The sequence below is a fragment of the endosymbiont of Galathealinum brachiosum genome (genome assembly GCA_003349885.1).
GTDB lineage: Bacteria > Pseudomonadota > Gammaproteobacteria > SZUA-229 > SZUA-229 > SZUA-229.
Genome location: QFXC01000007.1, coordinates 101,832 through 124,208, shown reverse-complemented (window position 1 = coordinate 124,208; position 22,377 = coordinate 101,832). Strand labels below are relative to the sequence as shown.

The 22,377-nt window shown below is 37.8% G+C and carries 27 protein-coding genes and 1 tRNA gene; 13 read left to right on the top strand and 15 right to left on the bottom strand.

Translation table 11 applies throughout. From position 1 onward, the window contains the following. Positions 1 to 150: 150 nt before the first annotated feature. From DIZ80_03210 to DIZ80_03200, 3 genes are all read left to right on the top strand, one after another. A complete protein-coding gene (locus DIZ80_03210) occupies positions 151 to 714 on the top strand; it encodes a hypothetical protein (GenBank protein RDH84502.1) in 564 nt (187 codons plus the stop codon). Positions 715 to 786: 72 nt separating this feature from the next. Then, positions 787 to 1,341 carry a hypothetical protein gene (locus tag DIZ80_03205; protein ID RDH84501.1) on the top strand — a complete coding sequence of 185 codons (555 nt, stop codon included), beginning with the start codon at positions 787 to 789 and terminating at the stop codon, positions 1,339 to 1,341. A 405-nt stretch (positions 1,342 to 1,746) separates the two neighbouring features. Next, positions 1,747 to 2,304: a hypothetical protein gene (locus DIZ80_03200; GenBank protein ID RDH84500.1), complete on the top strand. Its 558-nt coding sequence runs from the start codon at positions 1,747 to 1,749 to the stop codon at positions 2,302 to 2,304. Between the two features lie 73 nt (positions 2,305 to 2,377). On the opposite strand, the gene DIZ80_03195 is transcribed toward DIZ80_03200, so the two are convergent. Then, positions 2,378 to 2,770, bottom strand: a complete 393-nt coding sequence (locus DIZ80_03195) for a hypothetical protein (protein ID RDH84499.1) — start codon at positions 2,768 to 2,770, stop codon at positions 2,378 to 2,380. Between the two features lie 251 nt (positions 2,771 to 3,021). On the opposite strand from DIZ80_03195, the gene DIZ80_03190 reads away from it, so the two are divergent. Beyond that, the gene (locus DIZ80_03190; GenBank protein RDH84498.1) at positions 3,022 to 3,930 is read left to right on the top strand and encodes a cation transporter; all 909 of its coding nucleotides are present in this window, start codon (positions 3,022 to 3,024) and stop codon (positions 3,928 to 3,930) included. Positions 3,931 to 4,037: 107 nt separating this feature from the next. Here DIZ80_03190 and DIZ80_03185 read toward each other — a convergent pair whose 3' ends face one another. Both DIZ80_03185 and DIZ80_03180 read right to left on the bottom strand, forming a co-directional pair. Further along, positions 4,038 to 4,571 (bottom strand): hypothetical protein, encoded by a 534-nt coding sequence (locus tag DIZ80_03185; GenBank protein RDH84497.1) that lies wholly within the window; start codon positions 4,569 to 4,571, stop codon positions 4,038 to 4,040. Positions 4,572 to 4,582: 11 nt separating this feature from the next. Further along, the gene (locus DIZ80_03180; GenBank protein ID RDH84496.1) at positions 4,583 to 6,010 is read right to left on the bottom strand and encodes a Poxvirus G6; all 1,428 of its coding nucleotides are present in this window, start codon (positions 6,008 to 6,010) and stop codon (positions 4,583 to 4,585) included. A gap of 161 nt (positions 6,011 to 6,171) precedes the next feature. On the opposite strand from DIZ80_03180, the gene DIZ80_03175 reads away from it, so the two are divergent. The 9 genes from DIZ80_03175 (at position 6,172) to DIZ80_03135 (ending at position 14,949) form a co-directional block, all read left to right on the top strand. After that, positions 6,172 to 7,314, top strand: a complete 1,143-nt coding sequence (locus DIZ80_03175) for a dehydrogenase (protein ID RDH84495.1) — start codon at positions 6,172 to 6,174, stop codon at positions 7,312 to 7,314. A 25-nt stretch (positions 7,315 to 7,339) separates the two neighbouring features. Next, the gene (locus DIZ80_03170; GenBank protein ID RDH84494.1) at positions 7,340 to 8,107 is read left to right on the top strand and encodes a hypothetical protein; all 768 of its coding nucleotides are present in this window, start codon (positions 7,340 to 7,342) and stop codon (positions 8,105 to 8,107) included. A 334-nt stretch (positions 8,108 to 8,441) separates the two neighbouring features. Continuing rightward, the gene (locus tag DIZ80_03165) at positions 8,442 to 8,837 is read left to right on the top strand and encodes a hypothetical protein (protein RDH84493.1); all 396 of its coding nucleotides are present in this window, start codon (positions 8,442 to 8,444) and stop codon (positions 8,835 to 8,837) included. Positions 8,838 to 8,904: 67 nt separating this feature from the next. Further along, positions 8,905 to 9,612, top strand: coding sequence for a hypothetical protein (locus DIZ80_03160; protein ID RDH84492.1), 708 nt, complete (start codon positions 8,905 to 8,907; stop codon positions 9,610 to 9,612). 10 nt (positions 9,613 to 9,622) lie between these two features. After that, entirely contained in the window at positions 9,623 to 10,261 is a 639-nt protein-coding gene (locus DIZ80_03155; GenBank protein ID RDH84491.1) for a hypothetical protein, read from the top strand. 34 nt (positions 10,262 to 10,295) lie between these two features. Then, complete coding sequence (locus DIZ80_03150; protein RDH84490.1) at positions 10,296 to 10,868, top strand: hypothetical protein; 573 nt, start codon at positions 10,296 to 10,298, stop codon at positions 10,866 to 10,868. A gap of 104 nt (positions 10,869 to 10,972) precedes the next feature. Continuing rightward, positions 10,973 to 12,775 (top strand): class II poly(R)-hydroxyalkanoic acid synthase, encoded by a 1,803-nt coding sequence (locus tag DIZ80_03145; protein RDH84489.1) that lies wholly within the window; start codon positions 10,973 to 10,975, stop codon positions 12,773 to 12,775. A gap of 330 nt (positions 12,776 to 13,105) precedes the next feature. After that, on the top strand, positions 13,106 to 13,792 hold the full coding sequence (locus DIZ80_03140) for a hypothetical protein (protein RDH84488.1): 687 nt from the start codon (positions 13,106 to 13,108) through the stop codon (positions 13,790 to 13,792). A 539-nt stretch (positions 13,793 to 14,331) separates the two neighbouring features. Continuing rightward, entirely contained in the window at positions 14,332 to 14,949 is a 618-nt protein-coding gene (locus DIZ80_03135) for a hypothetical protein (GenBank protein ID RDH85023.1), read from the top strand. A 58-nt stretch (positions 14,950 to 15,007) separates the two neighbouring features. Here DIZ80_03135 and DIZ80_03130 read toward each other — a convergent pair whose 3' ends face one another. From DIZ80_03130 to DIZ80_03075, 12 genes are all read right to left on the bottom strand, one after another. After that, positions 15,008 to 15,247, bottom strand: a complete 240-nt coding sequence (locus DIZ80_03130; protein ID RDH84487.1) for a hypothetical protein — start codon at positions 15,245 to 15,247, stop codon at positions 15,008 to 15,010. A gap of 165 nt (positions 15,248 to 15,412) precedes the next feature. Next, positions 15,413 to 15,682, bottom strand: coding sequence for a hypothetical protein (locus tag DIZ80_03125; GenBank protein RDH84486.1), 270 nt, complete (start codon positions 15,680 to 15,682; stop codon positions 15,413 to 15,415). Positions 15,683 to 16,096: 414 nt separating this feature from the next. Then, positions 16,097 to 16,678 (bottom strand): hypothetical protein, encoded by a 582-nt coding sequence (locus DIZ80_03120; protein ID RDH84485.1) that lies wholly within the window; start codon positions 16,676 to 16,678, stop codon positions 16,097 to 16,099. A gap of 388 nt (positions 16,679 to 17,066) precedes the next feature. Beyond that, entirely contained in the window at positions 17,067 to 17,501 is a 435-nt protein-coding gene (locus DIZ80_03115) for a hypothetical protein (GenBank protein RDH84484.1), read from the bottom strand. Further along, positions 17,476 to 17,712 (bottom strand): hypothetical protein, encoded by a 237-nt coding sequence (locus DIZ80_03110; GenBank protein ID RDH84483.1) that lies wholly within the window; start codon positions 17,710 to 17,712, stop codon positions 17,476 to 17,478. The genes DIZ80_03115 and DIZ80_03110 overlap by 26 nt, the downstream gene beginning before the upstream one ends. Before the next feature lie 13 nt (positions 17,713 to 17,725). Further along, positions 17,726 to 17,953 (bottom strand): AlpA family transcriptional regulator, encoded by a 228-nt coding sequence (locus DIZ80_03105; protein RDH84482.1) that lies wholly within the window; start codon positions 17,951 to 17,953, stop codon positions 17,726 to 17,728. An 81-nt stretch (positions 17,954 to 18,034) separates the two neighbouring features. Next, the gene (locus DIZ80_03100; protein RDH84481.1) at positions 18,035 to 18,496 is read right to left on the bottom strand and encodes a hypothetical protein; all 462 of its coding nucleotides are present in this window, start codon (positions 18,494 to 18,496) and stop codon (positions 18,035 to 18,037) included. Further along, positions 18,489 to 19,703 (bottom strand): integrase, encoded by a 1,215-nt coding sequence (locus DIZ80_03095; GenBank protein RDH84480.1) that lies wholly within the window; start codon positions 19,701 to 19,703, stop codon positions 18,489 to 18,491. The genes DIZ80_03100 and DIZ80_03095 overlap by 8 nt, the downstream gene beginning before the upstream one ends. Before the next feature lie 163 nt (positions 19,704 to 19,866). After that, a tRNA-Leu gene (locus DIZ80_03090) sits at positions 19,867 to 19,953 on the bottom strand. A 51-nt stretch (positions 19,954 to 20,004) separates the two neighbouring features. Next, positions 20,005 to 21,183: a methyl-accepting chemotaxis protein gene (locus DIZ80_03085; protein ID RDH84479.1), complete on the bottom strand. Its 1,179-nt coding sequence runs from the start codon at positions 21,181 to 21,183 to the stop codon at positions 20,005 to 20,007. An 85-nt stretch (positions 21,184 to 21,268) separates the two neighbouring features. Then, a complete protein-coding gene (locus DIZ80_03080) occupies positions 21,269 to 21,574 on the bottom strand; it encodes a hypothetical protein (GenBank protein ID RDH84478.1) in 306 nt (101 codons plus the stop codon). A 35-nt stretch (positions 21,575 to 21,609) separates the two neighbouring features. Continuing rightward, positions 21,610 to 22,248 carry a septation protein A gene (locus DIZ80_03075; GenBank protein RDH84477.1) on the bottom strand — a complete coding sequence of 213 codons (639 nt, stop codon included), beginning with the start codon at positions 22,246 to 22,248 and terminating at the stop codon, positions 21,610 to 21,612. Between the last annotated feature and the right edge of the window lie 129 nt (positions 22,249 to 22,377).

Here is a 22,377-nt window from a genome sequence, read left to right as displayed (position 1 = left end):
ATGAAAATCATTACACTCTAATAAATTATAGATTTCTAATATTTAATTAACTTACTGATATTTATATAATAAATTATCAGGGCACGTTTATTGCTTTATGATTAAAAGATTTAGAAATAACACTATAAACAAATGAAAAAATGGAGGCATATGAAAATGACTTTCTACAAAAGGTTTTTATCATTACTTTACACAATCAGTATTATTCTGGTCACAGGACTAATGAGTAATACTTCAATGGCAATGACTCCTGATGGTGAAACACCAGCAAACGAGGGAGTTTGTGATCCTCTTATGGATGCGACTAAGGGGCTTTATGGACTTTGTGTTGCTTACTGTGAAGCGCAAGATCTGGATTCATTTGATAAAGAGCCACCTCGTACTAAAATTCTTGATAATTATAATAAGAAAAAGTTGTCAACTGATCCCGATATGCCATGTGTTTCACCAAATTATGGTTGTTTCACCCAGGCTCAGCTTGATGCGATTGATCCGCTTTCATCGGCCTGCTCACCTGCTGCCGTATTTAGAAATGGTGAATGGGTGCAATATGGATCACTAAGCCATTTAGTACGTGTTGACACAAGGGGTACGCCAAGCTGTGGTTATAAAACTCTGACGCCTTTCACGGTTGTAAATTTAACAATAACCGCTGAACAAGCTGCAGCTGCTTACAATGCGGTAGATGCAAAATGTAATGAATATGGTTATTAAGTTTTAATTACGCTTTGATCTGTTTGTTTAGAAAACGAAGCATGTAGTAGTGCTTTAATTAGGGGATAATAAATGAAAAAACTTAAGTATATGGTGTGCGCACTGGTGCTTTTTTCAGCAAATGCTAATGCAGCATTGATTGATTTGACAATCAACGGTGTTGTAGAAGGGGCTTTAAATTGGGGTGGTTTGACTGCCGGTGATTCAATTAGTGCGAATTTGGTGTTAGATACTGAAGGTTATACTGGAACAGGTTCTGAAACGTTTTACTTTACAGGTTCTAATACGCTGGATATAACGGCCGGTACATTTTCATTTGATGAGTCGATGGATAGTGCACTAACTTCGTCAATTACTTTTCAGAATGGTGAATTGGCTGATTTGAACTTTGGTGCTCTGTTTGGCATTAATGGCGCTCCAGAAGAGTTCGATTCATTTGGGTTAGGTATTCTTGCACAACGTTCTGTAACCACTGGCAACGGTGGAAATGCGGTAACTACTGACTATGTATTGTCAGCGCATTGGGAAGCAACGACTTTATCGCCCGTTCCTGTACCTGCTGCTTTGTGGTTATTTGGTAGTGGTTTAATTGGTTTAGCTGGGTTAGCTAAACGCAGAAAAGCATAAAACTAATCTAGTTGAATGCTCAAAAGGCGGCTTCTTAGCCGCCTTTTTTATTGCTTATGAAATACTGTTACTGGCTGATAACAGGCTCTAGCTTGTTTGACAAAAGTGTCTGCTTTCCTGGTTAAAGAGTGATTCAATGCCTAATTTGATTCGCTTCTTTTTAGAGAAATAATCGGACGTGCTATCAATGGAGTAAGGGTAGGTATTCTGTGCCACTACCCCTTCTTATTTATGGTGTGGTGACATGATACTAGATGTGTAGTCACAGCTTTAATTTCTGTAGTTCTGATCAGCTTTAAGGTGAATTATATCTGCAATAATATTTAAGAGCTGTCTCTAAATGAGCATGATGATTTTTACAAATTAGTATTCAATTTTGTTAATCTTATCTTTATGGAATCTAAAATGTATAAATTTATATTGGTAGGCTTATTGTTTCTATCTATTCAGGCTAATGCAACTAAACCGGTTAAAAAGCTTTCTCTACCTCTGGTGTGTGCAACTATACCGTCTATAGAAGAGCAGTTATGTTATAGCAGCACTAACAGCTCTTATGGTCCTTACGATGATGTTGTGTTTTATAAAATAGATAAATATGGTGAGGAGGTATTACTTGGAAGTCAGTCTGGTGGCGTTGCTACCTTTGGAGGTTTTGATTTCTCTCTTGGTGGTCGTTATATGTGGGTCAGTTGGGCTGAAGAAGGACATCCTTTTTTTGAGTTCTATCGTACAAATGACTTTCTGGAAAATGGTATTAAGAGTAAATCATTAGAAGTTTTGGGTGATTACTATTTTGAGCAATTTACACAGTTTAGTGAAAATGGAAATGTTGCATATTCATTAACTGAAGGTGCATTTGAAAACTGTAAAGATGCGGGGGATGGCGCTCGCGAAAGCATAGATTCTGAAACATCTAAAAAAAATTGCATAAAACAGTTTAATATTGAAAGTGATAAAAATTAAATCAAGATGATTTCATACGTAGGTAAGGCATAAAAATCTATCCGTATGAAGCCTATGAGTAAGAATTGAGATTCTATGGGCAGCTATATGTCTTCTCAAATACAGCCAGATTTGACTGCATAAGAACATCTTTCCAGTCTTCATCTATGCCATACATTTTGGCTTCAGTTTTACAATCGTTTGTGTTTTCTCTTAATTCGGCTGAATACTGATAAGTACTCCCGTCAGATAACGATACTCTCCTGCCTTTTGCTATATTGCCTTTTTTAACGGTATCACGGCTAAAACATTTGTTTAAATACTGTTCTAATCGGGTTTCAACCTGTCTTATATCTATATTGTAACAATGAATCTCGTTTATTTTTGCTGCTTTAGCTAATTGGGTCGGTTGTAAAGTGCCTGTAGATGAACAGCCGGTTAATAAAAACACTGAAGTTATTACATATGAAATATTTATAAGTTTCATCTGATTGGTCTCTTGTGAAAATGAAGTCTCAGCATATTGTCTGGTCCCTAGATGTTGAAGCTGTTTGTTATTAATTGCAAATAAAAATGTCTGATTTGAGGAGTGTTTAAATGACAGGCTTAAGAGAGTATTTAATATTTTGTCAAAACAGCTATAATTCGCTCTATTCTTAATTAATTTTCCTCCTATCGGTCAGTACGGTTTTTATAATATGACTGAGTAGCGGAAAATAGCTATTGTGATTAAATACTATGTCATCAGGTTCTAAAAAAGTCATTATTGCTGCTTTGCTGGGTAATGCATTAATTTCTGTCACTAAATTTACAGCAGCGATATTTACAGGTAGCTCTGCGATGTTATCAGAAGGTATTCATTCACTTGTGGATACGGGTAATCAGATTCTCCTTCTGTATGGAATGAAGCAGGCTAATAAACCAGCAGATGAAGATTTCCCTTTCGGGCATGGTAAGGAAATTTATTTCTGGAGCTTTATTGTAGCGATTCTTATTTTTGCGCTAGGCGGCGGCATATCTATATATGAGGGTGTTCATCATGTGATGCATCCGGTTGAAATGAAGGATCCGTTTATCAACTATATAGTGCTTGGGTTTGCGCTGCTTTTTGAAGGTGCTGCCTGGTATTTTGCATTGCGTGAGTTTAAACAGAGTAAGGGAAAATGGGGTTATATTGACGCAGTTAAACGGGCCAAAGACCCGAGTGTATTTGTTGTGCTGTTTGAAGACTCTGCAGCTATGCTGGGTTTATTAGTGGCGTTTATCGGTATTTTGCTTACCCAGTTAACCGGTATTTTATATTTAGACGGAGTGGCTTCAATTATTATCGGTTTGATACTCATTAGTACAGCTATCTGGTTAGCTTATGAGACTAAGGGGTTACTGATAGGGGAGTCAGCAAATAAACCTGTGGTGCAGGGTATTCGTTTGATTTTGCAAACCAATACTAATATAGACATGGTAAATGAAGTGCTGACTATGCACATGGGCCCAAATTTTATTCTGGCAAATATCAGCGTTGATTTTAAAAATGATCTGACGGCCGAAAACGTAGAGAACTGCATAGCAGAGATAGATCAGGTAATTAAGCTTAAGTATCCGTTAGTGCAGCGTATTTTTATTGAAGCTGAGCGAAGTAAGCAATAAATTATAGTCGTAAGTCGTAAGTCGTAAGTCGTAAGTCGTAAGTCGTGAGTTAAAAAATATCGTACTTTGCTAGCGATCAGAGTGCAAAAAAAACTAATTTTCAGGGCTTACGACTTCGGATTCAATACTCTGTCTATATCAGTAATCGCCTGAAACTCCTCAAAACTAATTTCAGCCTTTTTGAAATCCATGGCATCCGGGTAACCACTGGCCTTTTGTGCCAGTTCGCTGGCTTCTTTAAGCCAGTTGGCTGACCACAACATAACCAGACGGATATCATCATCTGTAAGGGTTTCAATGGCTGTTTGTAGTATCTGATAAAAGCCATTTCTGGATAAGGGTGTATGTATCATCGCTAAGGATTTAGCGTTACAGAGTTTAAGTGCTTCAATTAAGTCAATGGTGGACTTTTTTAATAGTTGTTGCCTGCTTGATTCGGTTATTTCTTTTATGGTGGACTCAATAGTCTGGTACTCAATTGTTCCATGGCTGGGTCGACCAAAAACTGAAATGAAAGATTCTAGTGTGATTAATGCATCGTGTGTTTTAGATATATCACGGGAGCGCTTCAGTACTTTTTGACAAAAATCCTGAAGTTCATCTTTGCTTATCCGGATATTAATGAAATCGTTATTGCTCATGTTTTAAGTTATCAGTTTATAATGTTTAACTTACTAAATTCTGAATGAATTTCGCTGTTTACCGGTTTGCCATGTAAGTATAACGAAACCACTTTAAATGGTAGCTCGTCACCGGCTTTAATCGCTATATTGGATGGGCTAATTGTGTGTCGACCCAATGTTGCTTCAGTTGGCCACTGGGTTTCAGTAAATGAAACATATATGAGTTCAGAGCACACAATCTTATCATTGGTTTCTATATCAAAATTGAAGTCATAGGCTTTGCCTATCTGTCGTAAAGCACGAATGATTGTTTCAGCTCTGGTTTTATCATCTAGTTTGTTTTTACGTAAAACAGCCAGGTCATCTACATTCATAAACTGGTTTAGAGAATTTAATTCGACACCTGCTCTTAACGCTTCAGCTACTAACTGAGATGATTTAATCTGTTGATGATGTTTTTTTACGACTGGATGATTCCATATACCCAGCTGTTTTAACTCTTCTTCGGAGCCTACCCAGATAGCAACATGCCCCCAGTAACCGGGTATTAATTTATCGGTTAATCTGAAAGGTGTTTTTTCAAGTAATATATCTCCTGCTTTTAATCGAGATGTCAGCTGTGTCTCTACATTAATATCATTGTTTAATAAACCTTTACGCACTTCAACGACGCCGATGGAGTTGCCAAATAAAAGGCTAAACAGGTTTACACCTTCCTTTCCTAGTTTTGATAATGTATCTGATGTGATGCCGGTTAAAAATCTGGTTTTCTGGTTAACTACATAAAGGGGTGAGAATTCACGTATGTGATTATAAGAAGGGCTTTGAGTAATAAGTAAATTTAAATAAATATTATAGGGCTGATGTCGAAATTCGTAAGATTGTTTCTGCCATTCAGTTTTAAAAAAATCTATGGCTCTACGAGCACGATTACGATTTTCTATTGAATTATACTGTAGCGTGATTTCATTTAACTGATAGTTTTTTATATTGTACCCATCATGTTTTGCATTTAAATAACGACGTAGTTTAGCGTCTTCTTCGAAAATAGTGATAGATAATAAATAGTTGTCGTATAAAACAAGCGCAGCAGATAAAGAAAGCATAATCCCTCTTAAACGAGCTTCTTTATCTATACTGTCATATTTGTCATTTAGCAGATATTCGTAATAACCTACGTAGCTATACAGTTTTTTACGTAGTGCCAGGTGCTGTAGAGTACCTGTGTTTAGTGTTTCTATGTCTTTACCAGAAAGAGGAATGTCTTTTTGCATCTTGTCTTTAATTATCTGATATGTGTCCAGTGTTACTTCTCTGTAAGCTAGTGCTTGCTCTACAAGGCTCTGGTACTCTTCAAGGTCTCCTTTTATTTGTAGTTCAAGCTGGGGATTAGCTTTAGTAGCAGATAAAAAAAACAGGCTATTCAGGAGTAATATAAGAGTATATAAGTGTTTCATAGTATGAAATGATCTTCTTGAGGCAGGTTTTGTCTATCGTAAATGAATAGACAGCTTATGTAAAATATACCAGCTCTTAATGAGATGTTATATTAAGGTAAATCAAATGCTTATGTATTCATAAGCTACCGCTGGAAGTTATAGGGTATTCTATTTTAATAATGAAAATATTACTCATATTTTTGTCTTTTATTCTGCCAGTTATGCTTTCTTGTGCACAGGCTAATAGCTCAGATCTAATAATACAAAGTGAAGGAATGAGCATTAAAGTGGAGAAAGTAGCACAGGGTTTTAGTGTGCCCTGGGCTATTGCTGTTTTATCACCGAATGAACTGTTAATAACAGAACGTGAAGGTTCTGTTTATCTTTATAATCTTGATCAGTCGAAATCATTAATATTAAAAAACACACCAGAAGTGATGGCTGGTGGGCAGGGGGGCATGCTTGATGTTATATTGTCACCAGATTATAAAGTCAGTGGCTGGATTTATTTTACCTACGTAAAAAAGATTAGAGGAGAAGGGGCTACGGTACTAGCGCGCGCTAAACTCATGAAAGACCGGTTTCAGAACTGGCAGGAACTACTGGTAACAAATTCAACAACAGATGAAGATTATCATTTTGGTAGCCGTATAACTTTTGATGATGATGGGCATGTTTTTTTCGGAGTTGGTGATAGAGGGCATCGGCCTAATGCACAAAATTTAATGAACCACGCGGGAACAATTGTTCGTTTAAATCTGGATGGTTCTATTCCAGATGATAATCCATTTAATAATAAAACATCCATGAGTAAGCAACAGGCATTACCTGAAGTGTGGACTTATGGGCATAGAAATCCACAGGGTATGGCATATGATGCAGGTAACAATCGTCTTTGGTCTATTGAGCATGGCCCGAGAGGTGGTGATGAAGTGAATCTAATTTTAAAGGCTAATAATTATGGCTGGCCGATTATCTCCTATGGAAAAGAATATTGGGGGCCTGTTTCAGTTGGAGAAGGCACGCATCGTACAGGTATGACTCAACCGGTTAAGGTATATATTCCTTCTATTGCACCGGGGAGTTTAATATTATATTCCGGTGCATTGTTTCCAGCATGGAAAGGTAACTTAATGTCAGGTGCATTGTCGTTACAGCATATTAATCGTCTGGTATTAGATGGTAATGCTAAGGTAGTAAAAGAAGAGCGATTACTTGAAAAGCTGGGTGAGCGTATACGGGCATTGACCCAAAGTACTGAAGGTTTGATATATTTTTCAACTGATAGTGGTGATATCTATCGGTTACAGCCTTTAAATTAATTTTACACAGAATAAGGTTTAAATTATGAAAATTAGAATGTCTCTTGTTTTTTTGTTTATGATAAATATTGCTTTCGCTGCGCAGGCATCTGACCTTGCAAAAGAAAAACGCTGGGCTGATCAAATTGTTGATTTTCTAATTGATGGTGAGGCTGAGTGGTTTAACCTGAGCAGTCATAAAGTTTTAGCTATTTATACAGAGCCAACTATTGATGAGGTTAAAGGTGCTGTCATTGTTATTCATGGTTCAGGTGTTCACCCCAACTGGCAGGAAGTGGTGCAGCCGTTACGCACTCAATTACCGGAAAAGGGCTGGGCTACGTTAGCGATACAGATGCCCGTGCTGGATAACGATGCAGATTATAATGATTATGCACCATTATTTGATGAAGTTGCACCGCGTATAGATGCAGCGATAAAAAATTTACAGAATAAAGGTTTTAAAAATATAAATATTGTTGCTCACAGTTTGGGATCAGCGATGTCGGCTTATTATCTGTCTAATCATAAATCTACAGTTATTAAACGGTTTGTTGCTGTTGGTATGCCTGGTCCTCGTGTTGATGAGCGAATGAATACACTGAAAGCATTACAGAAAATAAATATTCCTGTACTTGATTTATATGGAGAAAAAGATCTGGACTCTATACTTGAATCATCAAAGCAGCGTGAGGATGCTGCCTCCCCTAATAAAAAATATTCTCAGAAGCAGGTTGCAGGTGCCGATCATTTCTTTGTCGGTAAAGATGATGAGCTGGTCAGTCTTGTAACGAACTGGCTCAATAAAAATTAATAATACTGGTATTCTGTTGGGATGGACTGCATAAAGAATATAAGTATTGAAGGGTATTAAAGAATGACCTTTAATGTTAATTTGAAAGCATATCTTATGTATGAGAGTCAGATTGCTATCTGACTTTCAGTTAGTGTTTCATTGTTTTTTATCAGATTTTTTTAAATGTCAGGCGTTGACATTTAAAAAAATCGGCATACCATGTTTATCTCAGTTATTTAAAGCTTGTAATATAAATAATAAATAAGTTGTTTTTGGATTAATGCAACGGCACATATAACAAATGATGTAACTGTAGTACGTGACGTATAAACCCTAATGGATGGAGTTGAATATGAGCGTAAAAATCCCTTCTAGTTTTGATTTTGGCGTAAATCTGGACCTTGATTTAGATGGAAATCTGGATCTCAATATTCCTACGGATTATTCTTTTAGTATCAAGGAATTACCGCAGATTGATATAAACCTAAGACCCATTGAAATTAAACCCATTGACTTCTCTTTACGCTTAAAAGAAATCCCGTCTATACGAGCTCATTTACCGTTAAATTATAAAGTAGGTTTTTCATTGTTAGGGCGTGAGTTAGCCTGTGTGCAATTATGTGGTCAGGGCCAGGTCATCACTGAGCCTTATGTCCCCTATCCATGTGAGCCTCGAAAACAAAGTGTCCAACGGCCACCTGCTACTGCCGCTATTTCTAAAGAAGAAATGACAAAAGTAGTATCCTAGATAAATTGAAATAAACGTGGTTATGCCAGTGTGTTCTGGTAATGCAGTCACTATAAAGGATGTGATTATGTCTAACCTGAGTTCAAATGAGAAATCGTTAATTTTTCGTGGGCCACCTGGCCGCCTTTTATTACATAGTTCTTTACCCTCTGTTTACGGAATTGATTTTAAGCCCGATAAAAAGTTAAGTTCGGTAATCGGAAATACAAAAAGTGTATTCAAGTTCAGGTCTGATAATTCGGGTGAGCTTAAGAAGCTTAAGGTCCGCCTTAGTCCTAATATAGAACCGGGGTTATATCATGCATTATTAGAAACCCAGGAAGGGCCTATCACTGTTGATATAGATGTTGAGCCTCGTAAACGTCTGACAATGTCTCCAGTGCAAATGTCATTAAATGGCAGCCCTGGAGATAAAGTTAAAATATACGTATTGTTTTCTAATAAAGGAAACGTACCGTTATCTATTATTAAATCAGATTCGATTGGCATTTATGATGATGATGGTATTGAAACCGCTTTTGCAAGCACTTACCGCATGGAGTCTAAAGATTTAGCTGAGATTTTTTCTAACTTTAGTGAAAAACTTCGTGATGGTCATGGAGGCCTGTTAAAACTACGTGTGTTAGAAGGAAGTGGTGAGTTAAAGCCAGGTGCATGTCGTTCAGTATTAATCGAAGTGCAACTGCCATCAAAACTTAAGCCCGGGCATAGTTATCATGGTGTGTGGAGTTTAAATTCATCTGAATATGCAGTGACAGTAACTGCAAATAAATGAGGGAATTGATATGTCTAGATGTAAAGAAAAGTTAGATTTAGATGGTGTAGATGAAGCGTTAGGTAAACTGATAACAGCGCAGCTTAAGTTTGGAAAAGAAGCGTTAAAGTTATTGGGTGATGGTTGTGGTGGTGCAATAGGAGCTCTGAAAAAAATAAATTTACCTAAAAGTGATACTTGTTGTGACATTCCAGAACCCTGCTGGATGCCAGTGCAAATAGGTGAGATTTGCTGTCAGCTTCGTCCAGGAGATGTTGGTGAAATATGTTTTGTCGTCACTAACGAAAATTTTCGAGCTCATGAATATTCTGTTGTCGCTGCAGGTGAGCACGGGAATCTGGTACATATAAGTGATAAATTATTTAATCTTGGGCCTAAAGAGCGCAGAGTTGTTTCTGCGAAATTTAAAATGCCAGGAAAATCGAGTACACAAGAGCGTGATAGTTGTTGCAAATGTAATGATTATGAAGCAGTTATCTGGGTGCAGGGTTGTCAAAATCATTATCTTAACTGGTATCTCAATTCTAGTGAAAAAAGCAGTGAATGCTGTCATGAAGTGTGTGTAACTGATGTGCCTGATAATGAATTGCATTGGTACGATCATTTTCATGTTATGAAACCTTGCCCTGGCCCCATTGTTACCAAATAACAATAAATATAATTTTAAAAATACAGAGAAATTTATGGATAAAAATAGATTAAGTGATCTTATAAGGGGGGCGACAAAAGTTAATTTAAACTATAGCGCTTCTCTGTTGAATTTATCGAAAGACTATATAAAAGAGATGAGTGATACCATTACTAATGAGTCTTTTTATAATGAGAGCAGGAACGGGTCTAAAGATGATTCTGAAAAACCTGATCAAACCACAACACCTGAAAGAGTTCCCTTGATTGTTGCAGGTAGAAAAGGGGAAATGGCTAACGCGGCATTTGCCGTAAATAATACATCTGGAATGGGCGGTACTGTAACACTGCAGGTGAAAGGGGAATTTTCAGGCGCGAAAGTAGTGTCTGACCCAGAGACATTAAGTCTGGATGTAGGGGAGAGTGCTATCGTTAGAGTTTTAGTTAAAATTGATAATAACCTTAAGGAAAATACAGACTATCCAGGTGTCGTTGTAATTCCTGAGTTGGGTTTGAAAGTGACAGAGTTTGTTGTTAGACGACTACCTGAGTTGAAAAAAGATAAAGGTAGTAATAAAAAAGTTAAAAACAAAACATCTACAAAAAATTCGTTATCTAATAAAAAATGATCATTATAAGTGCTTGGTCGGGTATTTAATTTAAACAAATTCAATCTATGTTTTATTGAGTACTCATGTTTAAGTTATGTTGATTGTTTTTTAAAGAGGGCGTTATGTTAAGTGAGAGCATTGAAAAGGATTTAAATAGTTTTGCCGATACGATTGGGGTGTTTGTAGATAAAGCTTTGTCGGAAGAAGGGCAGAAGCAGGCTTTAGGAAAGGTGACTCACATTCTGGATGTGGCAAGTCAGCTTATTGATCATATTGATTCTGAAAATGATCGGGATAAACAACAGCCAGATAGTAATATAAATGGTAAAAGCGTTTTAGAAACATTACAGTTATTGTTTCAAGCTGCGCTGACTAAGCCAGATGTTCTTGCAAAACATTATTGTGAATTTGCTACCAGTGTTTTAGATGTGTTGAGTCAGCAATCAGAACTGGAACCAGAACCTGCAGATCGCCGTTTTAAGGATGACTTATGGCATGAGAGTATTTTTTTAAATTCATTAATGAAAATATACCTGGCCTGGGATCAGCAAATAAATTCATGGATAAGTGAGCAGTCGTTTAGCTCAGCAGACGAGCGTCGTGTACAATTTATTTTTAATCAAATTATTTATGCCTTTTCACCTTCAAATTTACCTGTTAATCCATCCGCGCTTAAGCGTGCAGAAAAAACTGAAGGTAGAAGTGCTGTAAAAGGCTTATTAAACTGGGTAAAAGATTCGTGTTTTAATCAAAGTATGCCGCGTCAAATAAGAGATGATGCATTTAAAGTTGGCAAAAATCTGGCAACGACACCGGGACAGGTTGTTTTTCGGAATAAATTGTTAGAATTAATACAATATCAACCACAAACACCTTATGTGCACAGGCGTCCTGTGCTCCTTGTTCCTCCGCAAATAAATAAATATTACATTTTTGATCTTAAACAGAAAAATAGTGTATTAGGGTATCTGCTCAAACAGAACTTACAGATGTTTGTTATTAGTTGGAGAAATCCTGGTAAATCAGAGTCACATTGGGGATTGGATGAGTATGTAGTTGCTCTGTTAGAAGCTATTGAAGTCATGCGAGTAATAACAAAAAGCCGTACAGTTGGTTTGATCAGTGCATGTGCGGGTTGTTTGACCACATCTGCATTGTTGGGGTATCTAGCAGAAACTAAAAACCCCGTTATTAAAAATCACACTTCATTAGTTACCGCTTTAACACCTGATAATGACTCAATTCTGGAACTGTTTACGACACAGCAAACATTAAAATTAGCACGAGCCCATACTCAAATAGAAGGCATTTTAGATGGTAAAGCGCTAGCGCGTGTTTTTGCATGGTTACGTCCAGAAGATCTGGTATGGAATTACTGGGTGAATAATTATTTAATGGGGCGTGACCCGCCAACATTAGATGTTCTTTACTGGGATAATGACTCTACAAATTTACCTGCAAAATTACATGGTGATTTTTTAGATATGTTTGAGCAGGATGTATTTCAAAATGCACACCTTCATAAGGTATTAGGTATACCGATAGATTACCGTAAAGTTTGTGTCGATACATATGTAATTGCTGGCCGTGAAGATTACTTAATGCCATGGAAAGGAGTTTATAAAACCACAAGAATATTTCGGGGTAAACATCGATTTGTACTGAGTACCAGTGGTCATGTGCAAAGTGTTTTAAGGCCTCCGTCATTAGCGCATACCGAATACTATACCAATGAGACACTATGTGAATCTGCTGATGAATGGTTAGAGTCTTCGACACGTCAGGATGGAACCTGGTGGGTAGACTGGACTTCGTGGTTAAAAAAACAGTCTGGTGCTTTAAAAAAATCGCCGCAAAAATTGGGTGCTAAAAATTTTCCGCCACTGTGTAATGCACCAGGTCGTTATGTATGTGATGAGAAGTAAATTTAAAGGTATTAAATTATAGGCATAAAAAAACCAGCTAATAAGCTGGTTTTGAATATGGTACCAAAGGCCGGACATATATTTATCATGTAAGTTTATGATAAATAGGGAGTAATTATGATGTGGTGTGTAAATACACCAACATAAAGACCAACAGGCTTCTTTGTGAAGAAGCTGAGAACTTAATTAATACCCTATAAATCTCTTAAGTAACATGTGATTGGACACTTAACTAATCATCCCTGATGTGTGTCAAGTTACATACTACCACAGCTGGGATAGTATCTTATTAAAGTAGGTGCTTTTTTACTGGAGAATCAGGGGAGCTAAATGATTAAGAGAGTTAACAGCCCGTCACAAGTCTGGGGCTATTTTTTTGCACTATCCTCAATATTAATATCACATTCATCCAATGCAGCTATCGTCAGTGTCGAACCTGATGGCTTCGTTGAAGGTACTAATATAGAAACAGCTTATGCTGGTGTAACGTTGTCAGTAGAGGGTAGGCCTGATGCAACAGTTATCGCAATAGACGGATTTTCTTCATTTAATAGTACCAATATAGCAACTACTGGTTCACTGGTATTTGGATATACCCCTCCAGTAGCATCATTACCCACAGGTCAAGACTGGGATCAGACTACATTTGGATTGTTAAGAGCAGATTTTGATGTACAAACAGATTTCATTCAAATTGACCTGATTTATAACGATGATGATGTAGGCGGATTGTGGGCTTATGACTCATTTGGTAATTTATTAGATTCAGTAATTGCACAAGGTGATGGTCGAGGTGTGTCATCATCATTTTGCCCACCATTTTGTGATACATTCACAACAGTATCTATTTTGCGTGAAACTAATGATATTGCATATATATTAGTTGGAGGTGTAAATGCTGAAGGTCTTTTTTTAGATAATATGCAATTTAATGCGGTTCCTGTCCCTGCAGCAATATGGTTATTTGGTTCGGGTTTAATCGGGTTAGTTGGGCTTGCTCGACGTAAGAAAACATAAAGCCAAATCAATTATAATCATAAAAAGCCTGCTAAATTTTAGCGGGCTTTTTTGTGTCTGAAGTTCTGCTTTTATATTATCTAATTGTGAAGTATAAAATATTGAATAGCTGCAAAAGGGTGAAGGCACTCGTTCAGTACCAGCATATATATGATTTTTAACTGTAATAGACTGTCGGGCATGGTCTGGACATTTTTACACTTTTTGTATAAAAACAGTGTCCATTTTTGTCTGTAAATATTAATTCAACAAATTTATGCTCATGATCCGATAGCGGAACTTGAAAATATGCTGTTGGATAGCAGGAACTAGCCATTAGCGGCGCTACACAAATAACGCCCTAAATTCTCCAAACGACCCAAAGCGGACGTTTGTCATTACAATACTCAAATGTCGTAGTCCTTTACAGTTATCAATCTTGAATAATTACAGATTTAGAAATCTCTATTCAAAACAGTAGGTTATGATTTTGGCTTAAATTTTGCTCATTCATTTGAAGGATTAATAAAAATGATTAAAAGTGTAAAGGAAAACAACATATGAATTTTTTTAAATTAGCATCAGCAACTACAGCTTTAGTTTTATCAACCAGTGCTAATGCCGCATTAATAGAGCGTTTAGGTGGTCTAGCGTACTACGATGATGTAGCAGACTTAACCTGGTTGGCAGATTCTAACTATGCCCGAGTTACTGGTGATGGCGGACCTAGTGGTGCAATGAATTGGGCAGATGCTAATGCTTGGGCAGCAGGTTTGAGCATAGGCGGTGTTGGTGGCTGGCGGTTACCTGAAGCAGATGCATCATGTTTGTCTTTATATAATTGCACAAATAGTGATATGGGCAGCCTGTTTTATGGTGCGCTCGGAAATGTGGCACCCACATTATCTAATACTGGACCTTTTAGTAACATAGGCTTTTTTGCATGGGAATTTTGGACTGCAACTGAGTACTCGCCGCCGAATTACCCATTTGATTATGTTGCGTGGAGCTTTGATATGCGATTGGGCTCTCAGAACGACTCTGATAAAGTTAATTCTGCTCAAGCATGGGCTGTTCAGTCGGGCGATGTTAGCGCGGTTCCCGTTCCAGCTGCGGTATGGTTATTCGGTAGTGGTTTGGTTGGCTTGATAGGTGTTGCTAGACGTAAAAAAACATAAGCATTAAATCAATAACGATAATAGAGAGCCTGCTAGATTTTAGCGGGCTTTTTTGTCTTTAAAGTTCAGCTTTTGATATTTTTAAAAAAGATAATATAATTCGCTCAAGTTCCGAGTTAGGGTGAAAGCAGTTGTTTACTATTTCTAAAGTTGTACCAGCAAGCCAAATTTTCCAATTAGCCAGAAGCGGAATACCTGAATATTCTTTTGAATTCTCCATACGTGATAAAGCGGTCCTTATATAATTTATCAGGATAGAGGGAGTGAGCATAAATTGAAGGGCCATAAAGGGCAGCATTCAGCATACTTTCAGGATAAGTATAGCTATTGGGACGACTGGATTGATAGTGAGTGCACAAAGAAATAAATGAAGATTATTTATTGATGATATCTTTAATAAAAAGAGAGTCTAATAGTCTTCTTTATCTATGTCATTAAGTTTGTAGCATGAATGTAAGCAATATCAAATGGCCACCCAATCATGTTCACCCTTTATCGTTTTTGCAGGTATGACTAACATATCACCGAAGCGTTTTGAGCTATAAACACCTTCTTGTGCGAACAACTTATGTATATAGTTTTTGACCAGTATTCTTTCAGGTTTCAGGCCGTTGTTTTCTTCATATACATTAATATATTGATCTAATGAATGAAGTAGTTCATTCACATTATGAGTAGGATCTTTATTAACTTCTGATTTTCTTTTTCCAAACAGGCTGGCTAGTATTTTCATTTGTATCTCCTGATTTTGATTACCTCGTGTAACCACAAAAACATAATAGACGAGTCTGTCGACTTGATTCACCATGTTTCTCCGCTTGATTAGGATACTAATAGGAATTAATTAAATGTGAAACCTTCGTTTAGGTGATTAATTATTTTAATATCTAAAAAATTCGATAAATCTTCAATGACAGATGGCTCAGCTGAAGGCGACTTGGTAAATATCGTTTATAAGATTTGTTATAGGGGCAACGGGCGAAAGTAGCAGTTAGTTTTAGTTACATAAATGTTCGCTTTTTGCCGTTTTCTGAACTGAGTAAAAATATATTCAAATTCGGCTTTAGGGTATTAGCTGACTATTGAATGTCCTCTATTGCCATAAAAGCAATTGATGACTCTTGCTAATACAGTAAATATCTTCTTATTAGCAAATAATAATTCTCACACCTTCATTTAGTCGATTTAGCCGTTCCTGTAGCAAGCTAAGTGATAGATGGTCAGGTACATGCGCAGCAATATAGTCATTACCCGGTGAAGGGCCATCTATGAATTCAATTACCCCGACTGCTTTGTTACTTTCAGTTTCAGTTCCTAGGTCGAGACAGAATAGATAATCAAAAGCTAGTCTGTTTGGGCTATGTTGACGAGCCCAGTCTTCAATGTATAGCTCTTCCTCTACATATTCATTAAGCGCAATTTTGAATTCATTTTTACTGAGATCTGATTCTTCAATGTAATCATCATCATCGCCCCAGTAATAGGTTTCAATATATTCACGTAATGTCAGCCTAGGTGGTTCAGCATAGGGATCACCAATATTCAGTTGATAATTACCCGTTCCATCATTAACCGCAAATAATATGCTGTCATACATTGATGGTTCTATAAGTAGGGGCTTACCAGTACTGGCTAGATATTCAGCTGCTCGCACAACAAAAGATGGAATGATATATCCGGCAGAAACAGCCGGTATGGAAAGTAGAAACTGCCTACGTGTAATAGACATAATGGTGCTCCTCTTTAGTGTTTTAGGCCCTATGCCTCGGTACACAAGCTGGTTATCAAATACCGGATTGAAATTGTTGATCACTCATTAAAAGTATCGCTGCTTAAATAATTATACCAGTTAACTAATTAAGCTAGTTAAAGATAAATGTGATAGCAAATATTAACCTTGCATTTAACCTTTACCTTACTGATATTATTGACAGAAAGGTAGCGTACTCATATTCGTTAAGTACCTGTTTACACTCCCTATGGTAAATATATATAAAGGTGCCCGTGTGACGGTCTAATAATATTCAAAAGTGTTTCAGACTAGTCCGTGTAACGGATAACATGAATCCATGTGGCGGCCTAATTAATGATTTTTGTGAGCCGTGTGGCGGCTTAAGTTAGGCCGTGTGGAGGGCTACAATATTAACTGTCTCAGGATCGAATCCATCTTTCCACCATGATAATGGTGCTGTTGTTGGCTTTAGATCGAGCTTGCCTCCGCATTCATCAATAGCCCATAAAGTTAGAGCATAAAGGTTGGCTTTATTTCTACCGCCCTGTCTAGTAAGTACAATCCAGCCTTTATCAAGTAATTCATTTTTGGCTTTATGCAACTGATCATTTGATGTCCAACCCCATGGTCGCATTAACTTAGGTGTTATACAGATATCTCCATTGTTTGTGCCTCTATACTGAGCATTCATGTCTACTAATAATTTAACTGCTCGTGGACTTAGGCTTCTGTAGTTTGTGGAGTCTGTCACTTGGTGTGGCATTGCTGAAAATGAGCCAAATTTTTTACGGCCTTTAACTGTGCATCTGTTTAAGGTCATTAGATATTTTCTCATCAGATAGAAAAACTGTTTTTGCGTACTCATCAGCTTGAATTATTGCATTTTGAGTGCTGGGATGTGGCCGAATTGGCCATAATGGACAACTAGAAACAGTGCAGAGATATACTTGCTGCCTCCATGTGCCATGCTTGTTGGATGGGTCGAAAATGCAGTCTTTACACTTATCATTGATGGCCTTTCTGTAACTCATAATTAAATCCTCTTTAAGTTACATTAACTGTGTCGGTTGATATGTTTTTTACGCGAATTTTATTTGAAACTGATCGAGACTCGATCCAAGTGTCTATATCATTTTCAAGCCAACCAACGGCACGCTTACCTAAAGATATTGGTCTTGGAAAAACCCCTTGTGAAATATAATCGTAGATTGCTGAGCGACTTAGACCGGTGCGCTTTGTTACTTCCGGACGTCTTAGGATTGATGTAGCCATATTCGTATCTCCATAGATTGTATTGGACTATGGAGGAATTAAACTATATTCTAATTTGGACAGCCAAGCGAGTGTCCAGCTTTATTTTTTTGATTTATGTAGTCGCTCAATTGATTTATATGACAACGATTCATCAAAGTTGTATTTTTTATCAAGTATAGAAGCTACCTTTTTATTAAGGGATAAATCTGATAATCGACCGTTCTTACTCTTTAATTTTTTTCTAATGTTTAATGCTTCAGATTGCTGTTCATTAGTTAATTTACTATGATTATTTTTAGTTACATTTTGTTCTAAATTAACTTTGTTTTGGGCTAGTTTATTGAGAGTATTGATCCCATGTTTTATTGATCCATGTTTATATCGGATGTAATCTCTTTGAGTTTTTAAGTCCTGCGTAGACATGGTCTCCATAATGTCCTTTTGGTTGCTTTTTTGAACATCTATGTCAAAAAGAATTTGGATATCCATATGAAGTGCCGCACCAGCAGTACATTCATTATTGCAACCGACTGGTGGTGGCCATTTATCAAATTTAGGCATTACCAAACCTCCCTAAAATTATTTTATTACCATATTGGCTATCGATAAAATCACTCCACCATTGCATCAATGTTTTTCTATCATCTAAATATTCTGAACGATGATAGGCTGCCCTTACTTTGTTTCTTTGCATATGGGCAAGTTGACGTTCAATTACATCAGGGTTGAATCCTTTTTCATTCAGGATAGTTGAGGCGGTGGCTCTAAAGCCATGAACAGTTGCACGTGTGTGGTAGCCCATACGATACATTGCATATATAAGTGTGTTTTCACTTATCGTTTTTTTCCAGTTTCGTTCACTGGGTAGTACTAATTCACGGTGTCCTGATATCTCATGTATTTGTTTTAGTATGGCAATTGATTGAAGTGAGAGGGGTACGATATGTGGTGTACGCATTTTCATGCGTTCCGCAGGTATGCGCCATTCAGCTTGTTCAAAATCGATTTCACTCCAGCGGGCTCCTCGTAGCTCACCTGAACGAACAAATGTATGCACGATTAATTTAAGTGCGAGCATAGTGAGTTTATTGCCGTCATACTTCTCTAATCGTTTTAGGAAATCGGGTAATTCTGCAAGGCTTAAGGCTGCGCGGTGTTTAACTTTTCTAGTTTTGAGTGCACCTTGTAGGTCAGAGACTGGGTTGTGTTCTGCTCGACCTGTCTGTATTGCATAGCGGCAAACAGCGTGGCATCTTCGTAATACTCTTGCTGCTACTTCTAATGCATTCCGTTTTTCTATTTTGCGTAAAATGTTAAGAACTAAAGGTGCTGTAATTTTTTCTATTGGGTAATTGCCAATATAAGGGAACACATCTTTTTCAAAGCTACTGATGACCCTTGACGCATACTTTGGTGACCAGTTTTCTTTTTGCATATCAAACCATTCTCTGGCGATATTATCGAATGAGTTTTCAATGTCATTAGTTTCACGATGCTTGCGTGAGCGTTTACTCATCTCATTAGCGGGGTCAATACCATTGTCTAATAGCTTGCGAGCTTTAGCGCGCTTTTCACGTGCTTCTGCAAGGGATAACTCAGGGTATACCCCAAGCGCTAATGTTTTTTGTTTCGTGCTATATCGATACGCTAGGCGCCAGTACTTTGCACCTGAAGTTTGTATGTGAACTTGTAAACCACCACCATCGGATAGTTTATAAAGCTTCTCTCTGGGTTTAGCCTGTTTAATTTTGATGTCGGTAAGGGGCATTGTTGGTATCTGCTTGTTGCGGATAAATATATACCAACCAAAATACCAACGCAGTTGCAGGACCACAATAGATTCTGATGAACTTTAATGGAATTAAATTAATGTAATCAGTTATTCTATCGGGGGTCGTGCGGACTTTCTTGGAACTGAGTGTAACTCAATATGGTACCAAAGGCCGGACTTGAACCGGCACGCTCGTAAAAGCAACGGATTTTGAATCCGTCGTGTCTACCAATTCCACCACTCTGGCATTACGTGAAGTAGGCGCTATTGTAATGGTTTTTGTCTGATGAGCAAGTTATTAAAGTTTGAATTTGGACACGAGTTGTTGAAGGTTTTGAGCCAGGTTTGCTAGCCCCTGACTTTCCTGATTAGTTCTTTCTGCCCCATCCATGCTCTCGGTGGCAATTTCACTGATAGAGTGCATATTCTGATTTATTTCAACGGCTACACCAGACTGTGAACCGGCTTCATCATTAATGAGTGTGTTGATTTCGGTAATGCCTTTAACGGCCTGAGTAATCTGTTGTAATGAATTACCAGCCGCGGTTGCATGGCTAACGCTTTCATTTGCCTGAGTCTGACCTTTTTCCATTACTTCAACCGTTTCTCTTGAAACAGATTGTAGTGTTTCTATCATGGTCTGAATTTCTTTTGTAGATTCCTGAGTGCGTTGCGCCAAAGTCCTTACTTCATCCGCAACAACAGCAAATCCTCGGCCCTGTTCTCCTGCACGGGCGGCTTCTATTGCGGCGTTTAACGCCAGTAAGTTGGTTTGTTCGGAAATGCCCTGAATTACATCGAGTACACCGCCGATATTAAGACTTTCTTTTTCAACACGATTAATTGATACGGAGGCATTTTCAACAGCACTGGCGAGGTTCTTTATAGAACTGACAGTTTGCCCCACAACGCTATTACCTTTTTCTGCTTCTTCTTTGGCAATAGCAGCGGCTTCTGCTGCCTGAGCTGCTTTACTTGAAACGTCCTGTGCAATTTGAGTCATGCGCTGTATTGCCATCTCAACATTCTGGGTCTGGTTATGCTGATTTTGCACACCCTGACTTGTGCTATCGGCTACAGAACAAATTTGATTAACCCCCGAGAGCATTTGTTCACTACTGGTTTTAAGCTCACCTACAACATTACGTAAAGTTCCCGCCATATTGTTAAAACTATCAATTATTTCGCCAATAACATCGTGGCTTTCCATTTCGCAGATAAAGGTTAAATCATGATTGCTGATAGATGTTGAAACCTGTGCAATTCGTTTAAGTTTGGAAACAAGCACCAGATTCAGTATGTAATAGTTTATAAGACCCATAATGATGCCAGCAACCAGACAGCTAACAACGAACCAGCCCCTCAGGCCATCTTTAAAATCTACGAAGAAGTTTGCAAAGAAAGGGAAGATAATTCCCATCATTATGCCAAAGCCAAGAAAAGCTAATAATATATTACGAAGAATGCTGGGTTTCATTTGCGCTCCTGCTAGCTATATTTTAAATCCCCAAAATATAGTTATAGTTGTCAGGAAGCTGAGTGGCAAGTTTTGGCGTGTTTTATTAACCGGCTGGAAAAACTTTCTTAAAGGGTTTTACGCTGACCTGCTGGTAAACACCCGCTGTTATATATGGATCTATATCGGCCCAGTTTTGTGCGTCGTTCAGTGAAGCAAACTCGGCAACAACCAGGCTCCCACTAAAACCGGCTTCTCCCGGGTCATTACTGTCAATTGCCGGGTGAGGGCCAGCCAGAACAAGTCGGCCTTCTTTTTGTAACTGTTCCAGCCTTGCCAGATGGTCTGGGCGCGCTTTAATGCGAGCTTCAAGGCTGTTTTCTACGTCTTGTGAAATAATGGCATAAAGCATATAAATGGATCCTCAACCTTCGTCAGACTGGTTATTTAGTTCTTCCGCTCATCTTCAGGCTCTTCCATGTATTTAGAAAGATAAAATGCCTGAGCAATAACAAAAATCAGCGTCAAACCCATTAAACCAAAGAGTTTAAAATCTACCCAGATATCCATGCGGGTTTTTTCATCCAGATCAGTTGCGTAATAGAACGCGACATACAAATTAGCAAAACCGCTGATGATGAAGAATACAACCCATGACAGATTTAGTTTTACCCATACAGAATCAGGTAAATTTATTTGTCCGCTCATCATTTTGTGTACCAGACTAGTTTTACCAACAAACTGACTAATTAAAAATGCACCGGCAAATACCCAGTTTAATACGGTTGGTTTCCATTGAATAAACGCCGGGTCACCGAAAGCGATAGTGATACCACCTAGCCCAGAAATAAGAACCAGAGAGAAAATGTGCATACGTTCAAAACGTCTGTTCTTGAGCCAGAAGCCACCAACTTGGATAAAACTAGCGACAATCGCAATACCGGTTGCAATGATAGTTGCAGAAATAACTTCGGGTTGAGCAGGGTCTAACCAGCTTCCTACGGGAGTATTTTCAGCAATAAAACTGGCGTTGTGATATCCAAGGAAGAAAAGAATAATGGGGGCAAGATCGTAAAATATTTTCATAGGAGTAGTTTATCAAGAAATCAGGCGCGAGATTAGCATGAAAGAAGGGTTGAGGCTATTAGCCAGATGCGGATGTTTTTCAGATTATTAAACCGGTGAGAATACATCCTGTTCTGATATTTCTCCATC

Coding starts and splice junctions, on each gene's coding strand:
- DIZ80_03210 (RDH84502.1), top strand. CDS start 151: ATGAAAATGACTTTCTACAAAAGGTTTTTATCATTACTTTACACAATC.
- DIZ80_03205 (RDH84501.1), top strand. CDS start 787: ATGAAAAAACTTAAGTATATGGTGTGCGCACTGGTGCTTTTTTCAGCA.
- DIZ80_03200 (RDH84500.1), top strand. CDS start 1,747: ATGTATAAATTTATATTGGTAGGCTTATTGTTTCTATCTATTCAGGCT.
- DIZ80_03195 (RDH84499.1), bottom strand. CDS start 2,770: ATGAAACTTATAAATATTTCATATGTAATAACTTCAGTGTTTTTATTA.
- DIZ80_03190 (RDH84498.1), top strand. CDS start 3,022: ATGTCATCAGGTTCTAAAAAAGTCATTATTGCTGCTTTGCTGGGTAAT.
- DIZ80_03185 (RDH84497.1), bottom strand. CDS start 4,571: ATGAGCAATAACGATTTCATTAATATCCGGATAAGCAAAGATGAACTT.
- DIZ80_03180 (RDH84496.1), bottom strand. CDS start 6,010: ATGAAACACTTATATACTCTTATATTACTCCTGAATAGCCTGTTTTTT.
- DIZ80_03175 (RDH84495.1), top strand. CDS start 6,172: ATGAAAATATTACTCATATTTTTGTCTTTTATTCTGCCAGTTATGCTT.
- DIZ80_03170 (RDH84494.1), top strand. CDS start 7,340: ATGAAAATTAGAATGTCTCTTGTTTTTTTGTTTATGATAAATATTGCT.
- DIZ80_03165 (RDH84493.1), top strand. CDS start 8,442: ATGAGCGTAAAAATCCCTTCTAGTTTTGATTTTGGCGTAAATCTGGAC.
- DIZ80_03160 (RDH84492.1), top strand. CDS start 8,905: ATGTCTAACCTGAGTTCAAATGAGAAATCGTTAATTTTTCGTGGGCCA.
- DIZ80_03155 (RDH84491.1), top strand. CDS start 9,623: ATGTCTAGATGTAAAGAAAAGTTAGATTTAGATGGTGTAGATGAAGCG.
- DIZ80_03150 (RDH84490.1), top strand. CDS start 10,296: ATGGATAAAAATAGATTAAGTGATCTTATAAGGGGGGCGACAAAAGTT.
- DIZ80_03145 (RDH84489.1), top strand. CDS start 10,973: ATGTTAAGTGAGAGCATTGAAAAGGATTTAAATAGTTTTGCCGATACG.
- DIZ80_03140 (RDH84488.1), top strand. CDS start 13,106: ATGATTAAGAGAGTTAACAGCCCGTCACAAGTCTGGGGCTATTTTTTT.
- DIZ80_03135 (RDH85023.1), top strand. CDS start 14,332: ATGAATTTTTTTAAATTAGCATCAGCAACTACAGCTTTAGTTTTATCA.
- DIZ80_03130 (RDH84487.1), bottom strand. CDS start 15,247: ATGCTGCCCTTTATGGCCCTTCAATTTATGCTCACTCCCTCTATCCTG.
- DIZ80_03125 (RDH84486.1), bottom strand. CDS start 15,682: ATGAAAATACTAGCCAGCCTGTTTGGAAAAAGAAAATCAGAAGTTAAT.
- DIZ80_03120 (RDH84485.1), bottom strand. CDS start 16,678: ATGTCTATTACACGTAGGCAGTTTCTACTTTCCATACCGGCTGTTTCT.
- DIZ80_03115 (RDH84484.1), bottom strand. CDS start 17,501: ATGACCTTAAACAGATGCACAGTTAAAGGCCGTAAAAAATTTGGCTCA.
- DIZ80_03110 (RDH84483.1), bottom strand. CDS start 17,712: ATGAGTTACAGAAAGGCCATCAATGATAAGTGTAAAGACTGCATTTTC.
- DIZ80_03105 (RDH84482.1), bottom strand. CDS start 17,953: ATGGCTACATCAATCCTAAGACGTCCGGAAGTAACAAAGCGCACCGGT.
- DIZ80_03100 (RDH84481.1), bottom strand. CDS start 18,496: ATGCCTAAATTTGATAAATGGCCACCACCAGTCGGTTGCAATAATGAA.
- DIZ80_03095 (RDH84480.1), bottom strand. CDS start 19,703: ATGCCCCTTACCGACATCAAAATTAAACAGGCTAAACCCAGAGAGAAG.
- DIZ80_03085 (RDH84479.1), bottom strand. CDS start 21,183: ATGAAACCCAGCATTCTTCGTAATATATTATTAGCTTTTCTTGGCTTT.
- DIZ80_03080 (RDH84478.1), bottom strand. CDS start 21,574: ATGCTTTATGCCATTATTTCACAAGACGTAGAAAACAGCCTTGAAGCT.
- DIZ80_03075 (RDH84477.1), bottom strand. CDS start 22,248: ATGAAAATATTTTACGATCTTGCCCCCATTATTCTTTTCTTCCTTGGA.